The following is a 20,975-nucleotide window of genomic DNA, read 5'->3' as shown; positions in this document are numbered from 1 at the left end:
TTATATTTTGCGCATTCGAGTCATATGTATTTCAACGAAACAACAGCTTTTTTATTCGCTCTTTGGACTAAAAAGTGAACTAAAAAGCGTGCATAGTATCAAAGTTACTATTCCCGTAGCAAAAACCTTTTTCAAAATTAACAGGATGTGTGAGATACTTAAAATTTCCAATGAAAAGAAAACGATTTGATGAACTAAGATCAAAAGCGCCAAAAAGGTAATCCGTTGTACTTTGGTCGTATTCTTAAAACTGAAATTTTGAAATTCATAATTAACTCCAAAACAAAACCGCATGATTACCGGTCTTGCATATGCAACTGTTAACGCGGCAATGGAATGTAGTGCAAGGGTATCGGAAAAAAGGTCGATTATAAATCCCAAAAAAAAGGAGGTTACCATAAAAAATGCCCTATTGCTTTTTAGTGGATACCAATAAAAGAAAATTACATAGACCAATGGATTGATAAAACCCATAAAATTCAAAGTATTGAAAATAAGCACTTGGGTGAGCACAAGCAAGGTAAAGCGAAGCGTATTTAAGAAAATTGTGTTATTCATCCTCGGTCAGTGCTTCAAGTTCTTGAATTTCTTCCCTGTTTTTATCCTTGATCAAATAGACATTCTTGATGTTGGCCATATCGTTGAACAGTGCCACATCAATATTGTACAAGCTTTTAGAGGTGTTGAGGTCATATTTTTTAATTACGCCAATTGGAATTCCCTCAGGGAAAATACTGGACATGCCTCCTGTGATAATAGTGTCTCCAACAACAAGCGGCACCAATCTGGGAATGTCTTTGAGTTGTGCTACCGAGTAATCTTCAGCATCCCATTCGAGAGAACCAAAATGTTCAGAGTTTTTGATTTTGGCGTTTATGCTTGATTTGGTATTTAAAACACTTTGGACTGTGGCAAAGTTTGAGGAAACATTTTCCACTATACCCAGAATCCCTCGTGTGGTGATCACACCCATGTCTTGTGTGACTCCTTGATTTCTGCCCTTGTCAATGGTAAGGTAATTTCTTGGAGAGGCGAAGCTGTTTTTTATCAGATTGGCATTGATCACATCAAAATTGATTGAAGTTGTGTCGACTGGCTGGGCGATTTCCTGTTCCGGATTAAACAACAGCTTGCGTAATCGTTCATTTTCCTGAACCAGTCGTTCGTTTTCCTCCCTTAATCCAAAATACGATGAGATATTAGCAGCAATACCATAAACATTACCCGTCAACCATTTGGAAGAGTTAAAAAACTTGGATTGATGGTAGGAGTGGGAGCGAACGGTCAAACTCAAAGAAATAACCATAAGAAAGCCATAGAGAAAAGCATTTCTATAACTTAGAATAAAATTGATGATGCGCTGCATGCAATCGTATCATTAGGAAAGTCCGCAAACTTTCAAATGGCCCCCAAAACGGTTTCGGTAACCGAATTACTTTATCAATATACTTTTATATCGCTCCAAATTCTTAAGCGCGATACCCGTACCACGAACAACTGCCCTCAAAGGATCTTCGGCAATATAGACCGGTAAATCTGTTTTTTGGGAGAGTCTTCTGTCCAATCCCCGCAACATAGATCCACCACCGGCAAGATAAATTCCGGTATTGTAAATATCAGCCGCCAGCTCTGGTGGAGTTTGTGATAAGGTCTCCATAACGGCATCCTCAACCCTCAAAATACTTTTATCCAATGCCTTGGCAATCTCACGATACGAAACTTGAACCTGTTTTGGTTTTCCTGTTAAAAGATCTCGTCCTTGGATTGATTTATCATCTGGAGGGGATTTCAAATCCTCTGTAGCAGAACCTATTTCAATCTTTATGGCCTCTGCTGTACTTTCTCCAACATAAAGGTTGTGCTGTGTACGCATGTAATAAATGATGTCGTTTGTAAATACATCACCTGCAATCTTCACTGATTTGTCACATACAATTCCACCCAAGGCAATTACCGCAATCTCTGTTGTTCCACCTCCTATATCAACAATCATGTTTCCTTTGGGCTGCATAATATCCAGTCCAATACCAATTGCCGCGGCCATTGGCTCATGAATCAAATACACTTCTTTCCCGTTTACCCTTTCCGCAGATTCGCGAACGGCTCGCATTTCCACTTCGGTAATTCCTGAAGGTATACAAATGACCATTCGCAAAGCTGGAGGAAACCATTTTTTCTTTAATGCAGGAATATTCTTGATGAACATATTGATCATCTTTTCAGAGGCATCAAAGTCGGCAATTACCCCATCCTTCAAAGGTCGGATAGTCTTGATGTTCTCATGGGTCTTTCCCTGCATCATGTTGGCTTCCCTTCCCACTGCAATAATTTTCCCAGAGATTCTATCTCGGGCCACAATGGATGGGCTGTCAACTACAACTTTGTCTAAATGAATGATCAGGGTGTTCGCAGTACCAAGGTCAATGGCAATCTCCTCGGTCATGAAATCAAAAAATCCCATAAAAAGCTTCGGTTTTTCGGATTAACGGTAAATTTTATCGGCTAATGTACTAAAATTAATGCTTAAAATGCCGAGTCCCGGTCATTACCATGGCCAATCCATTTTCGTTGCAATAATCAATGCTCAATTGATCCTTGATAGAGCCTCCTGGTTGGATTACACTTTTGATTCCTGCATTGTCTGCAATCTCTACACAATCAGGGAATGGGAAGAAGGCATCACTGGCCATAACGGCACCTTCCAACTCAAAATTGAAGGAATTTGCTTTATGAATTGCTTGATTCAAAGCATCTACTCTTGAAGTTTGCCCTGTTCCACTAGCACAAAGTTGTTTGTTCTTGGCCAAAACAATGGTGTTACTCTTGGTGTGTTTGCACAATTTGGAAGCAAAAATCAAATCTTCAATTTCTTCTGAAGAGGGTTTTTTATCTGTTACCGATTGCAATGCTTCAGCAGTATCCGTTTTAAAATCTTTATCCTGAACCAAAACACCATTCAAACATGTTCTCACCAAAGTCTCTGGTAATGCAACCTCATTTTGAATCAGAATGATTCGGTTCTTTTTGCCTTTTAATATTTCCAAAGCTTCATCGGAATAGGATGGGGCAATGACCACTTCGCAAAACAATTTGTGGATTTCCTCAGCCGTTGGGGCATCAATTCCAACATTGGAGATCAATATTCCTCCAAAAGCTGAAACAGGATCGCCGGCCAGGGCATCTACATAAGCCTGTTTGATGGTGCTTCTTGTTGCCAATCCGCAAGCGTTGTTGTGTTTTAGGATGGCAAAAGTTGGGGCATCATTTTTAAATTCGCCCATCAGGTTTACGGCAGCATCAACGTCCAAAAGGTTGTTGTATGAAAGCTCCTTGCCGTGCAACTTGTTGAACATGGCTTCAAAATCTCCAAAGAAAAACCCTTTTTGATGTGGGTTTTCTCCATAGCGAAGCACTTGTCCATTTTGTTCGCTTATCTTCAATACTGCCTCATCATGATTTTGATTGAAATAGTTAAAGATAGCAGTGTCATAATGGGAAGAAATGTTGAAGGCCTTTGAAGCAAAGCGTTTGCGGTCTTCAAGAGTTGTGGTGCCATTTCCTTCGGAAATCGCATTTAGAAAGTCTTCGTAGTCTTCCATTGATGAAACACAAAGCACGTCTTTGTAGTTTTTAGCGGCTGCTCGAATCAAAGAAATGCCACCAATATCTATTTTTTCAATTATATCTTGCTCAGAGGCACCACTTGCCACTGTTTTTTCAAAGGGATAGAGATCAACAATTACAATGTCCAATTGTGGGATTTCAAATTCTTCCATTTGGGCTACATCACTTTCGTTGTCTTGACGATTAAGGATTCCCCCAAAGACTTTCGGATGAAGGGTTTTTACGCGTCCACCCAAAATGGAAGGATAACTGGTAACATCTTCAACTGGAACAACATTGATTCCCAAATCACGGATAAATTTCTCGGTTCCACCTGTGGAGTACAAGGTTACGCCAAGTTCATCCAATTTTTTAACGATGGGTTCCAATCCGTCTTTATGGAAAACGGAAATAAGTGCTGCGGAAGCTTTTTTGGTGGTGCTCATTTTGTGTCTTAAAAATCAAATTATTAAGCACACAAAAGTAATTTTTTTGCCTCTAAAAATTGAAGTGTGTTATCAACAAAATGACACTAGTTTTAAAGAATTTGTGATACTTCTTGGTTTACAAATTCCAAAAAACGTTCATCTTCTTCCGTAAAGGGGTCAGGTGTGTTGGAATCGATATCAATTTGGCCTATGTTCTCGCCATTTTTAAACAGAGGAACCACAATTTCAGCTTTTACAGTAATGCTGCATGCGATATAGTTGTCTTGGGCTGCCACATCAGGTACTACAAAGTTTTCATTGCTTACCGCAACCTGTCCACAAATACCTTTCCCGAAGGGAATGATGGTATGGTCAGTCGGTTCACCGGCATACGGACCCAGCTTCAGCTCTTTCTTATCCCCATTTTTAAAATAAAATCCGACCCAATCATAGTAATCGATAGTGTCTCTAAGTAAATTACAGAGTGCTGCTAGACGATTTTCCACACTTTCAGCGTTATTGGATAAGATGGTGGTCACCTTAGGTTTTAGTGATGCGAGCATTGAATTATTTTTTGCAAATGTATTTGAAATGGACTTTTTAGTTCGTGTGAAATGATAAAAATTACGATTCTGATAGCCTAAAATTTAGTTAAGGAATCATCTGGAAATAAAGACAAAGCCAAATAAATTGTAATTTTGCAGTGTGAAAGACATTTTTCGCAATATCAGTTCTATCTTCTTGGCACTTATGGTGTTACTATCTACGGTTTCGTGGACGGTTGACAAGCATTTGTGTATGGGAAGAGTGATGGACGTCTCGTTCTTTGCCCATGCCGATGATTGTGGTATGGAAGAAGCCATGGCAGCTATGGGAACGGATGCTGGTGAAAACCATTGTTGCGATGATGAAACTTTCACAGTGAAAGGACAGGACGATCTAAAGCTTTCTTGGTATGATTTGGAATTGGAGCACCAAACTTTTTTGGTGGCCTTTGCCCATTCTTATCTTGATTTGTTCATCCCAGTTGAGAAACTGCCTGTTCCCCATGAAAAATACCCACCTCCCATTTTGGTCAAGGACATTCAGGTGCTGGACCAAGTCTTCTTGATTTGATGTATTGAATATTTGTTATTTACCCGTTTCATATGATTCGGGAACTGATTTTTATTTCAATAATTATTCAATACATACAATGAAACATATTTTAATACTACTTTTTTGGCTTCCCATGCTACTGACTGCCCAGGATAAAATTGAGGGTATGGTCATGGAGGCCAATGCAGAAAACGAGCATATAGGTCTTGCCGGAGCCAATGTGTACTGGTTAAATTCCCAAATAGGGACGATTACCAAAGAAAATGGAACCTTTAGCATTCCCTATTCTACAGATTACAACCAGTTGGTCATAAGTTTTGTAGGTTTTAAAACAGATACCTTGACCATTAATGAACCTAAGATGGTACATCATTGGTTAGTGCCCTCCAACCAGCTGGATGAGGTGGTGGTGGAAAAAGAACGCGATGCTGTGCAGAAGACCTTTTTCTCCACTCAAAATGTAATAACGGTGAATAGTGCTGAACTCTTAAAAGCGGCTTGCTGTAACCTGTCGGAAAGTTTTGAGACCAATCCAGCTATCGACGTCAATTTCAATGATGCACTTACGGGCACCAAACAAATACAGATGTTGGGTCTTACCAGTCCTTATTTATTGATTACCCAAGAGAACATCCCCATGGTTCGTGGAGCTTCGCAAACCTATGGTTTAACCTTTACACCTGGAACATGGGTAGAAAGCATCCAGATTACAAAAGGAGCTGGTAGTGTTGTAAATGGGTACGAGAGTATTTCTGGCCAAATCAACACAGAATTACAAAAACCGCTTACAGATGTCCCCGTTTTCGTAAATGGTTATGCCAATTTAAACGGGCGATTGGAACTGAACACCCACTTAAATACCAAACTGTCGGATAAATGGAGCACGGGATTGTACCTCCATGGCAACCGAAGGGATGTTGAGGTGGACAATAATGATGATGGGTTTTTGGACAATCCTCTGGCCAATCAAATCAACATTATGAACAGATGGCAATACCAAGATCCAGAAAAAGGATGGGTAAGCTTTTTCAATGTTCGCTATTTGAATGATGAAAAGCAGATTGGTCAGGTCGATTTTAATCCAGATACTGATAAGTTTACTACCAATGCATGGGGAAGTGAAATTGATACGGAGCGATTGGATGGTTCGGTAAAATTAGGATACGTTTTTCCTGAGTTGCCCTATCAAAGTTTTGGTTTTCAGACGTCATATAGTAGCCACAAACAAGACTCTTATTACGGATTCAACATTTATAATATTGACCATGAGAGCATCTATACCAATCTATTGTTCAATTCCATTATTGGAAATACCAAAAGCAAGTTCAAAACTGGTTTGACCTTCGCATATGATGGATACAACGAATTGGTCAATAGTCAAGAATTCAGTCGTACCGATACATCTGCCGGAGCTTTTTTCGAATACAGCTATTCCAATTTAGAAAAGTTGAGCTTTACAGCAGGTCTTCGGTTGGATACCCACAATCGATTGGGAACATTCTTTACGCCGAGATTTCATATCCGTTACACGCCATGGGAAAAAGGAAGTTTACGGGGGTCTTTTGGTATTGGTCGTAGGGCTGCCAATATTTTTGCGGAGAACCAACGACTTTTTGCTTCCTCAAGGACAATTCAACTACAGACTAATGGTGGGGAGGTTTACGGTTTTGACCCTGAGAAAGCGGTAAATTACGGAGTAAGCTTTATTCAAGGATTCTCATTGTTTGAAAGACCGGGAAATTTTTCTTTGGATTTTTACCGCACCGATTTTGATAATCAAATAGTCGTGGACTGGGAAAATCCAGATGAAGTTGTTTTCTCCAATTTGGATGGAAAAAGTTATGCCAATAGTCTGCAGGTGGAATTAAACCACGAAGTATTGCCCAATGTTGAATTGCGCACGGCCTATAAATTTTATGATGTAAAAACGGATTATCAAACTGGACTTTTACAAAAACCTTTACAGGCCAGACACCGGTATTTCGCAAACATTGGTTATAACACAATTCCTACAGAAAATGGGTCGCAATGGCGCTTCGATTATACCTTGCATGCTCTTGGGGAACAGCGATTGCCCAGTACTGCTTCGAACCCGGTTAATTTTCAATTGGGGGATTTTTCCGAAGGATACAGTTTGATGAACGCCCAAGTAACTAAGGTCTTTTCAAAGAAGTTTGAAGTCTATGTGGGTGGAGAGAATTTGACTAATTTTAGACAAGATAATCCAGTTTTGGGGTCAAATGACCCTTTTGGAACAAACTTTGACACTACCATTGTATATGCCCCAATTTTTGGACGGATGGTGTATGCAGGTTTTAGATTTAAATCCTAACAACTTAAATATAAATAAGATGAAAAATAAAATTTTGATTTTAATGTGCCTATTGGTATCGACCATAGGTTTTGCACAAGACAAAAACAAAAAAGTTGCATTTGAGGTTGATGGCAAATGCGAAATGTGCAAAATGCGAATTGAAAAAGCTGCCTTGGGTGTGCCCGGAGTTAAATATGCCCTTTGGGATATTCCTTCGCATCAATTATCGTTGGTTGTTGATGAAAGAAAGACAGACCCAATGAAAATTAAGACAGCTTTGGTTGCTGCTGGGCATGATACCAAGGAGTTAAAAGCGACACAAGAAGCCTATGATGATATTCATCCGTGTTGCAAATACCGCGAAGACAACACAGACGATAGCGAAAAGCATTAAAAACCATGAAACATTTGTATACAATCACAGGAATGACCTGTGAAGGATGCGTAGCGTCCGTAAAAGAAAAACTCTCAAGAGTAGATGGTGTTTCAGATGTGAGTGTGAATTTAGAAACTTCTACTGCGCAAATTTTGATGGAACGCCATATTCCAATTGAAGATTTTAACGCTGTGTTGTCCGACAAATACGGGATTCATGAAAAAGAAAGAGAGATTGTATCTACTGTGGGAGAAATGATGGGAGAAAAATCCAAATGGGCGCAATTGCGCCCATTATTTTTGATTTTTACCTATCTGTTCGCTGCTTCAATCTTATTAAATTATAAAGATTGGAATTTAGGAGAGGCCATGTTGGACTTCATGGGACTTTTCTATATAGTTTTTAGTTTTTTCAAATTTTTAGATCTAAAAGGTTTTCCCGAAAGTTTCAGAATGTACGACCCCTTGGCAAAAGTATTGCCAGCTTATGGTTGGGTGTACCCCTTTCTGGAATTGGGCCTAGGCCTTCTATTCTTAATGCGCTTTCAAGTGACCATGGCCTTGATTATAACCGTAGTTATTTTGGGCATTACAACAATTGGTGTGACCAAAACCTTATTGGATAAACGAAGTATTCGCTGTGCGTGCTTGGGGACCGCTTTGAATCTTCCTATGACCGAGGCTACCTTTATCGAAAATACAATTATGTTGGTTATGGCATTTTGGATGCTTTTAATGTAAAAGCCTGAAAATTTAACAGTTGTAAGTTCCATTTAACTGTAAGGTATTCATATTAAGTCCTACTGAACTAGGGCGACTATGAAAAACTTTGCGAGGTTTTTGGTCCTAACCACACTTTTTCTAGGGCAATTGGGTTTCTCACAAACCTGTTGTTCTGGCGGAGTTCCCTTGTCCAATAATTTGGGCTTACCCAATGATGGCAAGGGAACGTTGCTTTTAGGGTTGAGCTATGATTACAACAACCTTAATACTTTAAATGCGGGTTCTAGTGAATTGGATGACGATTCGCGATTGCGTGTGACTAACTCTGTTTTATTGAGTATTGGATATTCATTCTCTGACCGCCTTTCTATTGAATCGCTTATTACCTGGGTCAACCAATTACGGACCATAACTCAGTTTGGTAATGAAACCGATACCGAAACCAATGGGATTGGAGATGCTGTTTTTTTGGTGAAATACGCATTTCCTAACCTATTGGGACAGCGCTCCACCGTCAGCTTTGGAGCAGGAGCAAAAGCTCCTTTAGGAAAATCTAACCTTACCACCTCACAAGGCATACAATTAACTGCGGACTTACAACCGGGCAGCGGTGCTTGGGACTTTATTGGCTTGGTTTCCATATCCAAGGGGTTAAATTTTAGACCCTCAGCTACATTATCCGGGAGTTTCACTTATCGGGAAACCGGCATAAATGAAGAGTATTTGAATAATACTGCCACATACGAGTTTGGAAATGAAATGCAAGTAAATTTGGGGTATACTGACCAATTTGGGTTGTTCAATACCATTTTCAATCCTGGTTTGATAATCAAATACCGCAAAGCACAAGTAGATATAATTGATGAATCCGACCTTCCCAACACAGGTGGTGAATGGATATTTATAAGACCCGAGTTATCGGCCAATATTTCCCAAAACTTGGTTTTGGTATCACGGTTCGAACTGCCCTTGTATAGCTATGTCGATGGCACTCAACTCACACCAACCAATAGGTTTACGATTGGATTGTTATGGAAATTACAGAAAAAGAAAATTGGAGTTTTAAATTAGAAAAAATGAAGAATTGGATTTTAGTGCTGACATCTATTGGGATTTTGGCTTCTTGCAGTTCATCCAGTGTTGATGAGACCACCGATGGGGAGCAAAGAACCGTCAATCCTATAATGAACAACTTTTGGAGCATCCCAGTGGTTCAAGTATTGGATGGGGGTCCAGGCAGAGACGGGATTCCTTCTTTGCAAAACCTAAGTTTTACTGAAGCTTCGAGTGTAGACTTTTTAGACAATAATGATTTGATTATTGGAATTAAAAATGGAGATGATGTAAGGGGATATCCCCATATTATTTTGGATTGGCATGAAATTGTCAATGACAATATTGGAGACGAATCTGTAGCCATTACCTACTGTCCTTTAACTGGAACTGGAATAGGTTGGGGTAGAATCATTGATGATAAAGAAACCACATTTGGGGTATCAGGGTTGTTGTACAATACCAACCTTATTCCCTTCGACAGGGAGACAAGAAGTAATTGGTCCCAAATTTTAAATGAATCGGTCAATGGAGATCTGTTGGGAAGAAAGGCCAACTTATCCATGTTGGTCGAAATGGACTGGAGAACATGGAAGCAAATGTATCCCAACTCGCAGGTGTTGAACTTAAGCACAGGTTTTCAACGTACTTACGGGACCTCTCCATATGGTAACTACAGTACGGACAATGATTTCTTTTTGTTCCCTGTAAGCAAGGATAACCGATTACCGCTCAAAGAGCGTGTGCTGGCCATAATCAATGATGGGAGTGCCAAGGTATATCGCTTTGGGGATTTTACTACCGAGAATGTTATTACAGATGCATTCAAAGGAAGAAATTATCTGGTAGTAGGAAATGGGGACTTTATGGTTGCCTTTGAACCTATTGGGGACCACAGCACTTTGCAGTTCACATATATCCATGATGGGAATTCCGATATTTTGTTGCAAGATGATGAGGGCAACGAATGGGATATCTTCGGAAATGCAGTTTCCGGCCCCCGTTTGGGAGAACGTTTAAAAACACCAGCTTCTTTTATGGCTTATTGGTTTTCCGTTCCGGCATTTTATGAAACTGATATTTTTGCCAATTGATACAAACAACTATTGAAATAGGGAGAACACTATTTCAATTGTATGGTGAAAGCATTCGTTTTTAAAAGCTTGGATTTTAAGTTATCAGGTATTTTGATGGTTAACCCATCTTTGGTTGTACTACATTTTAATCGAGTATTTGACTCTAGTAATTTTGCCCTTACATTTCGGGAACTTTTAAATCCAGAAAAGTTGATTTCAGAAGGCAGTGAATTTTGCCCTTTATCGACCAAATAGATAAGATAAACGGTTCCATCCGGTTTGGAAGTAACACAAATATTGTCAAATTTGTAGGGAGCCATGGCACGGGTACCGTAAATAGCTTCGCTATTTATGTCCATCCATTTGCCAATTTCTTCGAGCAATTTGTAGGCTCCTTCATCCCATTCGCCCTCAGGACTTGGAGCAATATTTAACAATAGATTCCCACCTTTGGCTACAATGTCAACAAGAGTGTGTATGGCTTCCCGCCCTGACATGTATTCTGCATTAAAGGTATAAGACCAACCTCCGCCGGCAATAATACAGGATTCCCAAGGATAGGGTAGAGGTTTTTCGGGAACTCTGTTTTCAGGAGTCAAATAATTTTGATTTTTCCCGTGAACAGCACGGTCAACCACAATCAAACCAGGTTGTTTTACCCTTGCTTTCTTGACCAACTCGTCCATTTTTATATCTTGATTGATATTTCGATATTTCAAATAACCAGATTCATTATTTTTAAGTTGGCGGTCATACCAACTACTAATGGCCGAGTTGGGCTTTTTGGCTACCCATCCACCATCTAACCAAAGGATATCTACATTGCCATAATCCGTAAGCAATTCCAATATTTGATTGTGTGTGAAATCTACATATTCCTGCCACTTTTCTGGATTTGCCTCAGGTTCATAGTTTACATTCCTATCACGTGGTGGATAGTATGGGTCCCAATAGGAGGGCATATGCCAATCAGGTTTTGAAAAATAAGCGCCGGCCCATAAACCTTGCTCCCTGAACGAGGCAAAAATTTCTTTGGTGATATTTGCCTTTGGATGGGTAGAAAAAGGAGTTTTCGAATCTGTAATTTTGTAATCTGTGTACTTAGAATCGAACATTGAAAAACCATCATGGTGCTTGGTAGTGAAAACCACATATTTCATACCAGCATTTTTGGCTGCCTTGGCCCATTTATTTGGGTCAAACTTAACCGGATTGAAGGTTTTTCTAAGATTTTCATATTCTTTCTTATAGGCAAAATAATTATCGGGGTTTGAACCCTTTTTTCGTTCGCACCAACCATATTCTTCGGGACATATGGACCATGACTCAACAATACCCCACTGGCTATAAGCTCCCCAGTGCATTAATAACCCAAATTTGAGATTTTGCCATTCATCTAACTTCTTCAAGACCAAGGGGTCAGTTTCAGGAACATAACGTTCATCTTCGTAAACTGCTTGCGACAATCCACTTTTGGCCGTAAATATTGTACAGATCAATAGTGCCGCAACAAATGGTACGCGTATTTTCATTCTTATTTTAATTGATTATGATTTCATCGGCAAAAACCCACGACGGTAACCCTGCGGCATGATGCCAATAAGGAGTTTCCGTATTTTTGGCCATCACTTTAATGTAGTTGACATCGGTTGGTTCAAATTTTAGATCAAAGTAATGTATGTCATTTACTTTGCTCTTTTTGTTCAAGGGGGATGGATTTTTTAGATTCCCCAATTTGGTGAAATTGACATTATCCGTTGAGCCATAATAGGCAACGGAGGAAGGAAAAAATACCACATGATTGGTCACCTGCAAGAATGCCATTGAAATGCTGCTAATATTTTGTGTTTCACCAAGATCAATAACAACCTCCATATCATTGCCTTCATATCCCAACCAGTTTGCATAAAAACTACTTCCACCTAGCGCACTATCAGTTAGGACCATTGGGTCTTCATTGGCATATTTTTTCGGTTTTGTCAAACTGACAACTTTCTTCCCCTTGGCCTTGTTTGGTTTTTGGGCGATTTTTAAGGCAGACATATAGTTTGAAGCATATTCATTTATGGTAAAGCCCATTTCGTTCATAAGGGTGATATTGTTTTTTCGTGCTGTATTAATGAAATTATCCAGTAGCGAAGCCACCATCGGATTAATGGATTGTTTGGAATTAGCATCCACGGTCATTAGGCTAAAGTTCTCGGTAAGGTTCTTTCTGCAGGCTTCCAAAACGGCATAATCGACACCCAAACGCGCCATTCCTACCCTTTCCAAAACATCAGGCTTATTTGCAACGGCTTTCTCAGCTTGATTGAACAATTTTGAATATTCTTCCAACAAATCTGGATTCAAATAAGATGAAAATGCTTCTGAGGGATCTCCATATAAAAAGAGAAAGAAATCTGGATCTTCCTTGATTTTGGAATGAATTAAATCGACATATTGTTTAATGAAAGGACCGGCTTCATGATAATAGCCTGTTGTAAATTCGGTTAGTAAAGCATCAAAATCCAAATCCGGATTCCAAAGCAATTTGGCAGTAATGTACGACCGAAGCTCAAAAAGTTCGCTCGGATTATTGCTATGCTGTTCAAAAATCCATTTGGCGTTGTTGTCCCTAAATAAATGAATATTTGGTTGTAACGTTTGGATATTTGGAAATGGAGATAGGAAGTTGGTGAACTGTGTGGTGTAGTCCCAAATTCGAATATTGTCCGTAAGTTTTCCCCATCCAACTAAATCATCAGCAAAGTCTTTGCATTTTTCCGCGATTGGAGCACTTCTATCGCATTCTATTGAGCAAAGGGTAATCAGAACATTTGAAGCTGGACGTACTTTTGGCGGTTTACGGGTATACTGATAAGCCAAAGTAGAAATGGTTTTCTCTGGAAACGCGTTGGCCACATTGTTGACAAAATGAATCATTGTGCCGGCTGGACTGTCCTCTTCTGTGTCAATTTTACTGCAATTATCGCACTGACAATGTTGTTGGTTATCGTCTTGACTAACAGAAATTACAGAAGTATTTGGATTTCTCTTAAAATGGGCTGCCACGGAATCTTTGACTATCTCAAGAACTGTTTCATTGGTCAGGCACAGCTGTGTAGGCAATCTTTTGCCATCCCGGAGAGCATAATATTCGGGATTTGCCTTGTAAAAAGTCTCTTCCGGCATAAATCTATGGAATGTATGTACCCTTGCACCAGGCACATAATATGGAAAAGCCTCGTAGGTAACCTTTTGCTGGTCTGCAAACTCATGGTTTTCATAGAAAAGTCGAGAATGGACAGTTCTTGTAGTGATTTCAGGAATGTAGCTGTGATCTATATCATCTATTGCGACCGTTTTTAAAAATGGAATGGATTCTGCGCCTGGAGCGTACCACTTACAGTCCAAATAAGTTTCAAGAAACTCATATACGGCATTTTGGGTCGCAGCATCTGAACCTCCATAAATGAATAGATCATTATTTTCCGTTTTTATCCTTATTTCATGGGGTAAAAGGTTTTCTGTTCCAAGATTGCCAACATATATCTTCCCCTTTTTTATATTTTGCTTGTCCTCACCAACGACATCCAATTCAGCACCGCTCATTTTTTGAAGGTAGTGCTGCAGATTTTGTGCTGATTTGTTGCCCTGCTCACTTGCATTGGCTGGAATAACAATTTCGTAATTCGATTTTCCATTTTGGGCAAGGGTCAATCCGTTATCCGAACAGGAAACCATGCAAAGTCCAAAAAGGAATACAATCAATGGGATTTGCTTTTTCATAATGGTAGTTTGGTTGGCTATTTTTTAGTTGAAGCGTCGTAAATAGATTTTAAGAGGCTGTTCTTTTCTTTGGTGTCGTTGCCCAGTTGCCAAAACATTATTCCACCTAACTTCTTTTTCATAGCAAACTCTGTTTTAAGGCGTACCGAAACAGAATCGTCATAACTTATGAAAATACTGTCTTTGGCATTGTAGATATAAGGAGCTTTTGCAACGGGATCCCAATATCTTTTATAGTTATTATCCGATTCAAATTCTGCTCGAATCTGTTTATAGGTGCTCCAGCCAATATGTGCTCCTGAATTCATTTGATATAGTCCGTTATTTTCTGGTGGGACACCTTTCCAGGCTCTTCCGTAAAAGGCAGCACCTATTATAATCTGTTCTTTTTTCACCCCTTTTTCTATGCAGTAGGCCACAATTTTTTCAGCAGATTGGGGTTCATATGCACCTCGGTCTTCTTTCGAAGCTTTTCTTCTTTCTTCTACATATTTCCATGCAGGGGTGTCTTGAACGTCTTTTTCCTGAATCAATCCAAGAGCGGTATGGTGCCCTGTAAATGGTGCTGTGGAACCGATTTGATCATAGGTCATCACGTTCATGTAATCGGCATATTTCATGACCTCTTCAATCTCAATGTTTTTATAGTAAGGTTCCCATCCTGCCGAGGCGAAAGTCAACGTTTGTTTGCGATCTAGGGCGTCCAATGCTTCTCGCAATTCCTTCATCAATAGTGTAAAATTTTGTTTGTCCTCAGGTCTTGCACCCGTATCGGCCGCCGGAATGGCTGGGTATTCCCAATCGATATCAATTCCGTCCAATTCATATTTTTTGTTGAATTCTATCACGCTTTGCACAAATTTCTTTCGATTCTCTTCGGTATGCGACATATCGGAGAAACCGTCGGCTCCCCATCCACCACAGGCAATCATCACTTTTAAATGAGGATGGTTTTTTCTCTGGGCAACTAGTTGACGTAGCTTTTCACCTGTTTTTTCGTTTTTAAACTTCATCTCACCATCTATTACCTTGGTGAAGGAAAAAATTATGTGGGTCAACTGTTCCAGTGGCAATTGTTCGGGTTTATAATCGCTTTCGGGAACATAATAGGCCATTACGGTAAATTCAGGTGGTTTTTGTTCTTCTGAATTGTTGCTAAATGAGGCGAACAAAACCAGAACGAAAAGCAGGGTATAGAACTTTGTGTACTTCATAGGAAAGAAATTATCGACCATAAAAATTAATCAATAAAAATGGCTCTTCAGAAACTATTAGACAGAGGACATTTGGGAAAGTACAAACAACGAATTTGGAGAGAACAAGAATATTGGAGGAAGGGTAACAAAAAAGGCCCGTGAAACTTCACGGGCCTTTTCTAAATATTATGTTATCGGAATTACATCATTCCTGGCATTCCGCCACCACCTCCCATCGGAGGCATTGCGGGAGCATCTTCTTTAATATCGGTCAACGCACATTCTGTGGTCAAGATCATACCTGAAACAGAAGCGGCATTTTCCAAAGCAACACGGGTTACTTTTGTTGGGTCTATAATTCCTGCTTTCATCATTTGAACATACTTGTCCGATTTTGCATCAAAACCAAAATCGGCTTTTCCATCCAAAATTTTGGCTACAACTACAGAACCTTCACCACCAGCATTTTCAACTATGGTGCGTAAAGGAGACTCAATGGCTTTAGCAACAATTTGTAATCCTGTAGCTTCATCGGCATTTACAGTATCCACTTTTGAAAGAACAGATATAGCTCTTACCAAAGCAACTCCACCACCAGCAACAATACCTTCTTCTACAGCTGCTCTTGTAGCGTGAAGCGCATCATCTACACGGTCTTTTTTCTCTTTCATTTCAACTTCAGAGGCAGCACCAACATAAAGTACGGCAACTCCACCTGCTAACTTGGCCAAACGTTCTTGCAGTTTTTCCTTATCGTAGTCAGAAGTTGTAGTTTCTATCTGCGATTTGATTTGGTTAACACGGGCCTTGATGTTTTTGGCTACTCCAGCACCATTTACAATGGTAGTGTTGTCTTTATCTATAGTTACTCTTTCAGTAGTCCCTAACATGTCAATCGTGGCAGTTTCTAAAGAGAATCCTCTTTCTTCAGAAATTACTGTACCATTGGTCAAAATTGCAATGTCTTCCAACATGGCCTTTCTTCTATCGCCAAAACCTGGAGCTTTTACTGCTGCAATTTTCAAAGAACCTCTCAACTTGTTCACTACCAAAGTGGCCAATGCCTCACCATCAACATCTTCGGCAATAATCAACAAAGGCTTTCCTGATTGCGCAACTGGTTCCAAAACAGGAAGCAAATCTTTCATGGAAGAGATTTTCTTGTCGAATAACAAGATGTATGGGTTATCAAGATCAGCAACCATTTTTTCTGAATCGGTAACAAAGTAAGGAGATAGGTAACCTCTGTCGAACTGCATTCCTTCAACCACATCAACATAAGTATCTGTTCCTTTGGCTTCTTCAACAGTAATTACACCTTCTTTGCCTACTTTTTCAAAAGCTTGGGCAATCAAATCTCCGATGGTTCCATCGTTATTTGCTGAAATGGCAGCTACCTGTTTGATTTTTTCAGAAGAATCTCCAACTTTCTTGGATTGCTTGGATAGGTTCTCAACGATAGCCTCAACTGCTTTGTCAATACCTCTTTTAAGATCCATTGGGTTTGCGCCGGCGGCAACGTTTTTCAGCCCTTCTTTTACGATAGCTTGGGCAAGAACCGTTGCAGTTGTTGTTCCGTCACCTGCAAGATCGTTGGTTTTGGAAGCAACTTCCTTTACCATTTGTGCGCCCATGTTCTCAAGGGCATCTTCCAATTCGATTTCTTTTGCTACGGTAACTCCATCTTTGGTCACTTGTGGTGCTCCGAAAGATTTGCTAATGATTACGTTTCTACCTTTAGGCCCTAAAGTGACCTTTACCGCATTGGCCAAGGCATCAACACCTTTTTTAAGGCCATCACGTGCTTCTATATCGAACTTTATATCTTTTGCCATGTTTAAATTTTTTATGTTTGATTTTGCAATTAAACGATTGCTAATATGTCACTTTCACGCATGATCAAATAATCAGCACCATCCAATTTTAGTTCGGTACCAGCATATTTGCCATAAAGAACCGTGTCACCAACCTTAACAGTGATGGATTCATCTTTGGTTCCTGGGCCAACAGCTACTACTTTTCCTTTTTGTGGTTTTTCTTTTGCGGTATCTGGAATAATGATACCAGAAGCCGTTTTGGTTTCAGCTTCAACAGGTTCTACAAGAACTCTGTCTGCCAATGGTTTGATGTTAACTTTAGCCATATTATTAATCTTTAGGTATTTGTTTTAAAAATTCTCGAAACTTTGGGCAGAAATTATGCCATTACTTGAAAACTGACAGGATTTTAAAACAAAAATGCCAGCTTGTCATTCAAGCTGGCATTATGTATTTATTCTGTCATTAATTTTTAATTAATGGTGTCAGTCGGATTTGCGGTGGGCACCTGCTCGGGAACTTCTTCCGGAACGGTTTCTGGTACCGTAGTTTCAATATCATCTCCTTGCAATAGCTTAGAATCTGCCTGACTATAACTTCCTTTTAGGGAAACATTGGAAAGCAAGATCAGAACAATTAATAAAGCAGCAAGGGTCCAAGTACTTTTATCTAAAAAGTCTCCGGTTTTTTTCACACCTCCCACAACTTGGTTTCCACTTCCACCAAATGAAGAAGACAATCCACCTCCTTTTGGATTTTGGACCATGATTACCAAAACCAACAAAAGGCACACTATGATGATCAATATCAAAAAAATTGTAAACGTGCTCATTTTTCTATCTTATTCTTTTTCTTTCTGCAGCTTCTTAACCGCTCGAATTTGATCTGCAAAGAAACCACTTTTTTCCGGATATTTCAAACTCAATATTTTAAAAGCCTGGACGGCTTTTTTGAACTTTTTTTGTTCCAAATAAACCTTGGCCAAAGTCTCGGTCATCAACTCATTTTTGTCCATTTTCACAGACTCCTTTATGTTGACTTTTGATTTGGAATCTTCCTTGGGCACAATCTTGGGTCTGCTCTCGATAAACTTGTCAAGCAAATCGAATTTTTGCTTTTTTTCCAATTCTTTTTTTGAAGCTAAACCTTCATTTTCTTCTGGATTGTTGGATGCAAGTTTCAGCCATTCAGTAAAGGAGTGTTTTTCACTTTTTGTAAATGGAATGGGTTTGCCCATTTCCAAATCAATTTCGGAGGGAGTTTGTTCTTCCTCTACCGGAACTTCTTCACTTGACTTTTTGGATTCGAACAATTCAGGATTCAATATCTGTTCTGCATCTTGAACATTTTGGGGAAGTGCTTCTTCAGATTCACCCAAAATGGTTTCCGTTTCTGGATTGGGAATTATCTCTTCGGAAACAGCTTTTTTGTCCTGAAGTTTTGGAACCCTGCCGGCAATAGTATCTGCAATATTGTTCTGAACGAATTCTTGTGAAGTAATAAAATCGAATAGTACGTCCCGGTCCGATGTGTGGGCCGCTGTAACTTTTAGGGCATTGTTGTATTTGTAACTATCCAGATTTTTCAATCCCTTTAGGTGCAGCGCACGTGCAGCTTGAAAATAGGGATATTCCTCAATAATACCTTCCAGTTCCCTTGTTTGTTTAGGGGAGAGGATGGTATTTGATTTTTGAAGAATTTGTATAAAATCGGATACGTTCATGTTTACCAATTGCCCAAAGAGGCGTTAAAAATATCTTGTGTCAATCGTTCAAATATTACTTCATGAGCTTGCGCCTGAACTGATGTCAATGATGCAGCGGCATCAAAATCGAAAAAGAAGGAGAACCTACGTTCAAAATCTACTTCTTCTTTGGTTTTGTTGAAAAACCGAACATTTACGCTCATAGTCAACCGGTTTTGAGCTGTACGTTGGTCGGCGGTGGCAGTCATCGGTGTGACCTTGTACTCCACAATTTCACCTTCATAAAGCAAATCACCGTTACTTCCGGTAAGGGAAAGACTTGTCAAATTATTGATTAAATCCTGTAGTGCTAAAGTAAAATCTCGATCCAGTCCTGGTTGCATTGTGGACCCGGGGTTTTGATCGGCATAGTTTTGAAAGAAATTTACTTGAAAGCTCTCCGCAGTTCCAATATCGGCTCCGGAAAAATTGTAAATACCGCAATTATAGAAAGTTAAGACAAAGCTTAACAACATGATTTTTATACTATGATGCTTCATGTATTTCAAAGGTCGTATTGTTTTATTTTTCTATAGAGCGTGCGTTCTGAAATCCCTAGTTCGGAAGCTGCTGCTTTTCGTTTTCCCCGATTGCGTTCCAGCGACTTTTTTATCAGTTCTATTTCTTTTTCCTGTAAAGATAAAGTTTCTTCTTCTTCAATTTCCTCCGCGAAATGATACCTATCTTCTTGGGTTTGCACAACCGTGGTAGTCGGTTCTGCAACCGGCTCTGGAAGGTGTAAAATTTCTGCTACGTTATCTTCTTGTTGTGCAACTTCTTCTTCCTTGTCACCATAGATTTTCTGGATCAAGGTTTGATTCTCTTCTTGGACTTTTTCCGAATCATTGTTTTTCAGTAATTCCAAAGTGAGTTTTTTCAAATCATGAAGATCACCCTTCATGTCAAAAAGTACCTTGTAAAGAATTTCCCTTTCGTTGCTGAAATCACCTTCTTTCTTGCTTTGTTCTACTACAGCAGGCAAATTTGTGTTGCCTGCATTGGGCAGATACCCATGTAATGTTGCTGCTGTTACAATCCTGTTTTCTTCCAAAACGGAAATCTGTTCAGCAATGTTTCGCAGTTGTCTGATGTTTCCGGGCCATCTGTATTTTTGAAGTATCTGAATGGCCGGCTCGTCCAAACGAATGGTGGGCATTTTATATTTCTGTCCAAAATCCGAAGCAAATTTTCGAAACAACAAATGAATATCTTCTCGACGCTCCCGTAATGGTGGAATGTGGATTTCTACCGTGCTTAATCGATAATAAAGATCTTCACGGAACTTTTCTTTTTTGATGGCCTCAAACATATTAATATTTGTTGCAGCCACAATACGTACATCGGTTTTTTGCACTTGTGACGAACCTACTTTCAAGAATTCGCCATTCTCCAAAACCCTTAGTAAACGTACCTGCGTGGTCAATGGAAGTTCGCCGACCTCATCCAAAAAAATAGTTCCTCCGTCGGCTACTTCAAAATAGCCACTTCGTGTTTGGGTAGCGCCGGTAAAGGCACCCTTTTCGTGTCCAAAAAGTTCACTGTCGATGGTACCTTCTGGAATAGCTCCGCAGTTTACCGCAATATATTTGGCGTGCTTGCGATGCGAAAGGGAATGTATGATTTTTGGAATGGCTTCCTTACCTACACCACTTTCGCCAGTAACCAAAACCGAAATATCGGTCGGGGCAACTTGAATTGCTTTTTCTAAAGCACGATTCAACTTTACATCGTTTCCAATGAGTTCAAATCGTTGTTTTATGGATTGAACACCTTCCAT

General features: G+C 39.6%; 20 protein-coding genes. 6 read left to right on the top strand and 14 right to left on the bottom strand.

The annotated features are described in order from the left end of the window. Positions 1-51: 51 nt before the first annotated feature. The 5 genes from IAG46_RS08305 to IAG46_RS08285 all read right to left on the bottom strand — a co-directional run bounded on the left by IAG46_RS08305 (position 52) and on the right by IAG46_RS08285 (position 4,594). Complete coding sequence (locus IAG46_RS08305) at positions 52-558, bottom strand: rod shape-determining protein MreD (RefSeq protein WP_190809889.1); 507 nt, start codon at positions 556-558, stop codon at positions 52-54. Next, positions 551-1,366: a rod shape-determining protein MreC gene (gene mreC / locus IAG46_RS08300; protein WP_190809888.1), complete on the bottom strand. Its 816-nt coding sequence runs from the start codon at positions 1,364-1,366 to the stop codon at positions 551-553. The genes IAG46_RS08305 and mreC overlap by 8 nt, the downstream gene beginning before the upstream one ends. Before the next feature lie 66 nt (positions 1,367-1,432). After that, on the bottom strand, positions 1,433-2,461 hold the full coding sequence (locus tag IAG46_RS08295) for a rod shape-determining protein (RefSeq protein WP_055396723.1): 1,029 nt from the start codon (positions 2,459-2,461) through the stop codon (positions 1,433-1,435). Between the two features lie 55 nt (positions 2,462-2,516). Next, positions 2,517-4,049: a bifunctional phosphoribosylaminoimidazolecarboxamide formyltransferase/IMP cyclohydrolase gene (gene purH / locus IAG46_RS08290; protein WP_190809887.1), complete on the bottom strand. Its 1,533-nt coding sequence runs from the start codon at positions 4,047-4,049 to the stop codon at positions 2,517-2,519. A 92-nt stretch (positions 4,050-4,141) separates the two neighbouring features. Further along, a complete protein-coding gene (locus tag IAG46_RS08285) occupies positions 4,142-4,594 on the bottom strand; it encodes a GAF domain-containing protein (RefSeq protein ID WP_190809886.1) in 453 nt (150 codons plus the stop codon). A 142-nt stretch (positions 4,595-4,736) separates the two neighbouring features. Between IAG46_RS08285 and IAG46_RS08280 the strand changes: the two genes are divergently transcribed. The 6 genes from IAG46_RS08280 to IAG46_RS08255 all read left to right on the top strand — a co-directional run bounded on the left by IAG46_RS08280 (position 4,737) and on the right by IAG46_RS08255 (position 10,688). Further along, complete coding sequence (locus IAG46_RS08280; protein ID WP_368668173.1) at positions 4,737-5,147, top strand: hypothetical protein; 411 nt, start codon at positions 4,737-4,739, stop codon at positions 5,145-5,147. A gap of 79 nt (positions 5,148-5,226) precedes the next feature. Continuing rightward, positions 5,227-7,461, top strand: coding sequence for a TonB-dependent receptor (locus tag IAG46_RS08275; protein WP_190809885.1), 2,235 nt, complete (start codon positions 5,227-5,229; stop codon positions 7,459-7,461). A 19-nt stretch (positions 7,462-7,480) separates the two neighbouring features. After that, the gene (locus IAG46_RS08270) at positions 7,481-7,837 is read left to right on the top strand and encodes a heavy-metal-associated domain-containing protein (RefSeq protein ID WP_190809884.1); all 357 of its coding nucleotides are present in this window, start codon (positions 7,481-7,483) and stop codon (positions 7,835-7,837) included. A gap of 5 nt (positions 7,838-7,842) precedes the next feature. Then, entirely contained in the window at positions 7,843-8,559 is a 717-nt protein-coding gene (locus tag IAG46_RS08265; protein WP_190809883.1) for a heavy-metal-associated domain-containing protein, read from the top strand. 78 nt (positions 8,560-8,637) lie between these two features. Further along, positions 8,638-9,612 carry a transporter gene (locus IAG46_RS08260; RefSeq protein ID WP_190809882.1) on the top strand — a complete coding sequence of 325 codons (975 nt, stop codon included), beginning with the start codon at positions 8,638-8,640 and terminating at the stop codon, positions 9,610-9,612. 5 nt (positions 9,613-9,617) lie between these two features. After that, positions 9,618-10,688: a DUF3179 domain-containing protein gene (locus IAG46_RS08255; RefSeq protein WP_190809881.1), complete on the top strand. Its 1,071-nt coding sequence runs from the start codon at positions 9,618-9,620 to the stop codon at positions 10,686-10,688. Between the two features lie 29 nt (positions 10,689-10,717). On the opposite strand, the gene IAG46_RS08250 is transcribed toward IAG46_RS08255, so the two are convergent. The 9 genes from IAG46_RS08250 to IAG46_RS08210 all read right to left on the bottom strand — a co-directional run bounded on the left by IAG46_RS08250 (position 10,718) and on the right by IAG46_RS08210 (position 20,975). Then, entirely contained in the window at positions 10,718-12,202 is a 1,485-nt protein-coding gene (locus IAG46_RS08250) for an alpha-L-fucosidase (protein WP_190809880.1), read from the bottom strand. A gap of 7 nt (positions 12,203-12,209) precedes the next feature. Beyond that, positions 12,210-14,441, bottom strand: a complete 2,232-nt coding sequence (locus IAG46_RS08245) for a DUF4838 domain-containing protein (RefSeq protein ID WP_190809879.1) — start codon at positions 14,439-14,441, stop codon at positions 12,210-12,212. A 17-nt stretch (positions 14,442-14,458) separates the two neighbouring features. After that, positions 14,459-15,655 (bottom strand): glycoside hydrolase family 18 protein, encoded by a 1,197-nt coding sequence (locus IAG46_RS08240; protein ID WP_223826630.1) that lies wholly within the window; start codon positions 15,653-15,655, stop codon positions 14,459-14,461. A gap of 182 nt (positions 15,656-15,837) precedes the next feature. Then, positions 15,838-17,472, bottom strand: coding sequence for a chaperonin GroEL (gene groL / locus IAG46_RS08235; RefSeq protein ID WP_190809878.1), 1,635 nt, complete (start codon positions 17,470-17,472; stop codon positions 15,838-15,840). 29 nt (positions 17,473-17,501) lie between these two features. Beyond that, on the bottom strand, positions 17,502-17,780 hold the full coding sequence (gene groES, locus IAG46_RS08230) for a co-chaperone GroES (protein ID WP_190809877.1): 279 nt from the start codon (positions 17,778-17,780) through the stop codon (positions 17,502-17,504). Between the two features lie 146 nt (positions 17,781-17,926). Then, a complete protein-coding gene (secG, locus tag IAG46_RS08225; protein WP_190809876.1) occupies positions 17,927-18,286 on the bottom strand; it encodes a preprotein translocase subunit SecG in 360 nt (119 codons plus the stop codon). A gap of 9 nt (positions 18,287-18,295) precedes the next feature. Continuing rightward, positions 18,296-19,177, bottom strand: a complete 882-nt coding sequence (locus tag IAG46_RS08220; protein ID WP_190809875.1) for a hypothetical protein — start codon at positions 19,175-19,177, stop codon at positions 18,296-18,298. Between the two features lie 2 nt (positions 19,178-19,179). Then, the gene (locus IAG46_RS08215) at positions 19,180-19,698 is read right to left on the bottom strand and encodes an LptE family protein (RefSeq protein WP_190809874.1); all 519 of its coding nucleotides are present in this window, start codon (positions 19,696-19,698) and stop codon (positions 19,180-19,182) included. Positions 19,699-19,703: 5 nt separating this feature from the next. Next, positions 19,704-20,975, bottom strand: coding sequence for a sigma-54-dependent Fis family transcriptional regulator (locus IAG46_RS08210; protein WP_190809873.1), 1,272 nt, complete (start codon positions 20,973-20,975; stop codon positions 19,704-19,706).

The sequence above is a fragment of the Flagellimonas sp. S3867 genome (assembly GCF_014698935.1).
In the GTDB taxonomy this organism is placed as follows: domain Bacteria; phylum Bacteroidota; class Bacteroidia; order Flavobacteriales; family Flavobacteriaceae; genus Flagellimonas.
This window is presented reverse-complemented; position numbering and strand designations above follow the sequence as displayed.

Excerpts from the sequence above, each read along its gene's own strand:
- groL (WP_190809878.1), bottom strand. The coding sequence starts at position 17,472 with ATGGCAAAAGATATAAAGTTCGATATAGAAGCACGTGATGGCCTTAAA.
- IAG46_RS08245 (WP_190809879.1), bottom strand. The coding sequence starts at position 14,441 with ATGAAAAAGCAAATCCCATTGATTGTATTCCTTTTTGGACTTTGCATG.
- IAG46_RS08295 (WP_055396723.1), bottom strand. The coding sequence starts at position 2,461 with ATGGGATTTTTTGATTTCATGACCGAGGAGATTGCCATTGACCTTGGT.
- mreC (WP_190809888.1), bottom strand. The coding sequence starts at position 1,366 with ATGCAGCGCATCATCAATTTTATTCTAAGTTATAGAAATGCTTTTCTC.
- secG (WP_190809876.1), bottom strand. The coding sequence starts at position 18,286 with ATGAGCACGTTTACAATTTTTTTGATATTGATCATCATAGTGTGCCTT.
- IAG46_RS08275 (WP_190809885.1), top strand. The coding sequence starts at position 5,227 with ATGAAACATATTTTAATACTACTTTTTTGGCTTCCCATGCTACTGACT.
- IAG46_RS08285 (WP_190809886.1), bottom strand. The coding sequence starts at position 4,594 with ATGCTCGCATCACTAAAACCTAAGGTGACCACCATCTTATCCAATAAC.
- IAG46_RS08255 (WP_190809881.1), top strand. The coding sequence starts at position 9,618 with ATGAAGAATTGGATTTTAGTGCTGACATCTATTGGGATTTTGGCTTCT.
- IAG46_RS08240 (WP_223826630.1), bottom strand. The coding sequence starts at position 15,655 with ATGAAGTACACAAAGTTCTATACCCTGCTTTTCGTTCTGGTTTTGTTC.
- IAG46_RS08270 (WP_190809884.1), top strand. The coding sequence starts at position 7,481 with ATGAAAAATAAAATTTTGATTTTAATGTGCCTATTGGTATCGACCATA.
- IAG46_RS08215 (WP_190809874.1), bottom strand. The coding sequence starts at position 19,698 with ATGAAGCATCATAGTATAAAAATCATGTTGTTAAGCTTTGTCTTAACT.
- IAG46_RS08260 (WP_190809882.1), top strand. The coding sequence starts at position 8,638 with ATGAAAAACTTTGCGAGGTTTTTGGTCCTAACCACACTTTTTCTAGGG.
- IAG46_RS08305 (WP_190809889.1), bottom strand. The coding sequence starts at position 558 with ATGAATAACACAATTTTCTTAAATACGCTTCGCTTTACCTTGCTTGTG.
- purH (WP_190809887.1), bottom strand. The coding sequence starts at position 4,049 with ATGAGCACCACCAAAAAAGCTTCCGCAGCACTTATTTCCGTTTTCCAT.
- IAG46_RS08250 (WP_190809880.1), bottom strand. The coding sequence starts at position 12,202 with ATGAAAATACGCGTACCATTTGTTGCGGCACTATTGATCTGTACAATA.
- IAG46_RS08220 (WP_190809875.1), bottom strand. The coding sequence starts at position 19,177 with ATGAACGTATCCGATTTTATACAAATTCTTCAAAAATCAAATACCATC.
- groES (WP_190809877.1), bottom strand. The coding sequence starts at position 17,780 with ATGGCTAAAGTTAACATCAAACCATTGGCAGACAGAGTTCTTGTAGAA.
- IAG46_RS08265 (WP_190809883.1), top strand. The coding sequence starts at position 7,843 with ATGAAACATTTGTATACAATCACAGGAATGACCTGTGAAGGATGCGTA.
- IAG46_RS08210 (WP_190809873.1), bottom strand. The coding sequence starts at position 20,975 with ATGGAAGGTGTTCAATCCATAAAACAACGATTTGAACTCATTGGAAAC.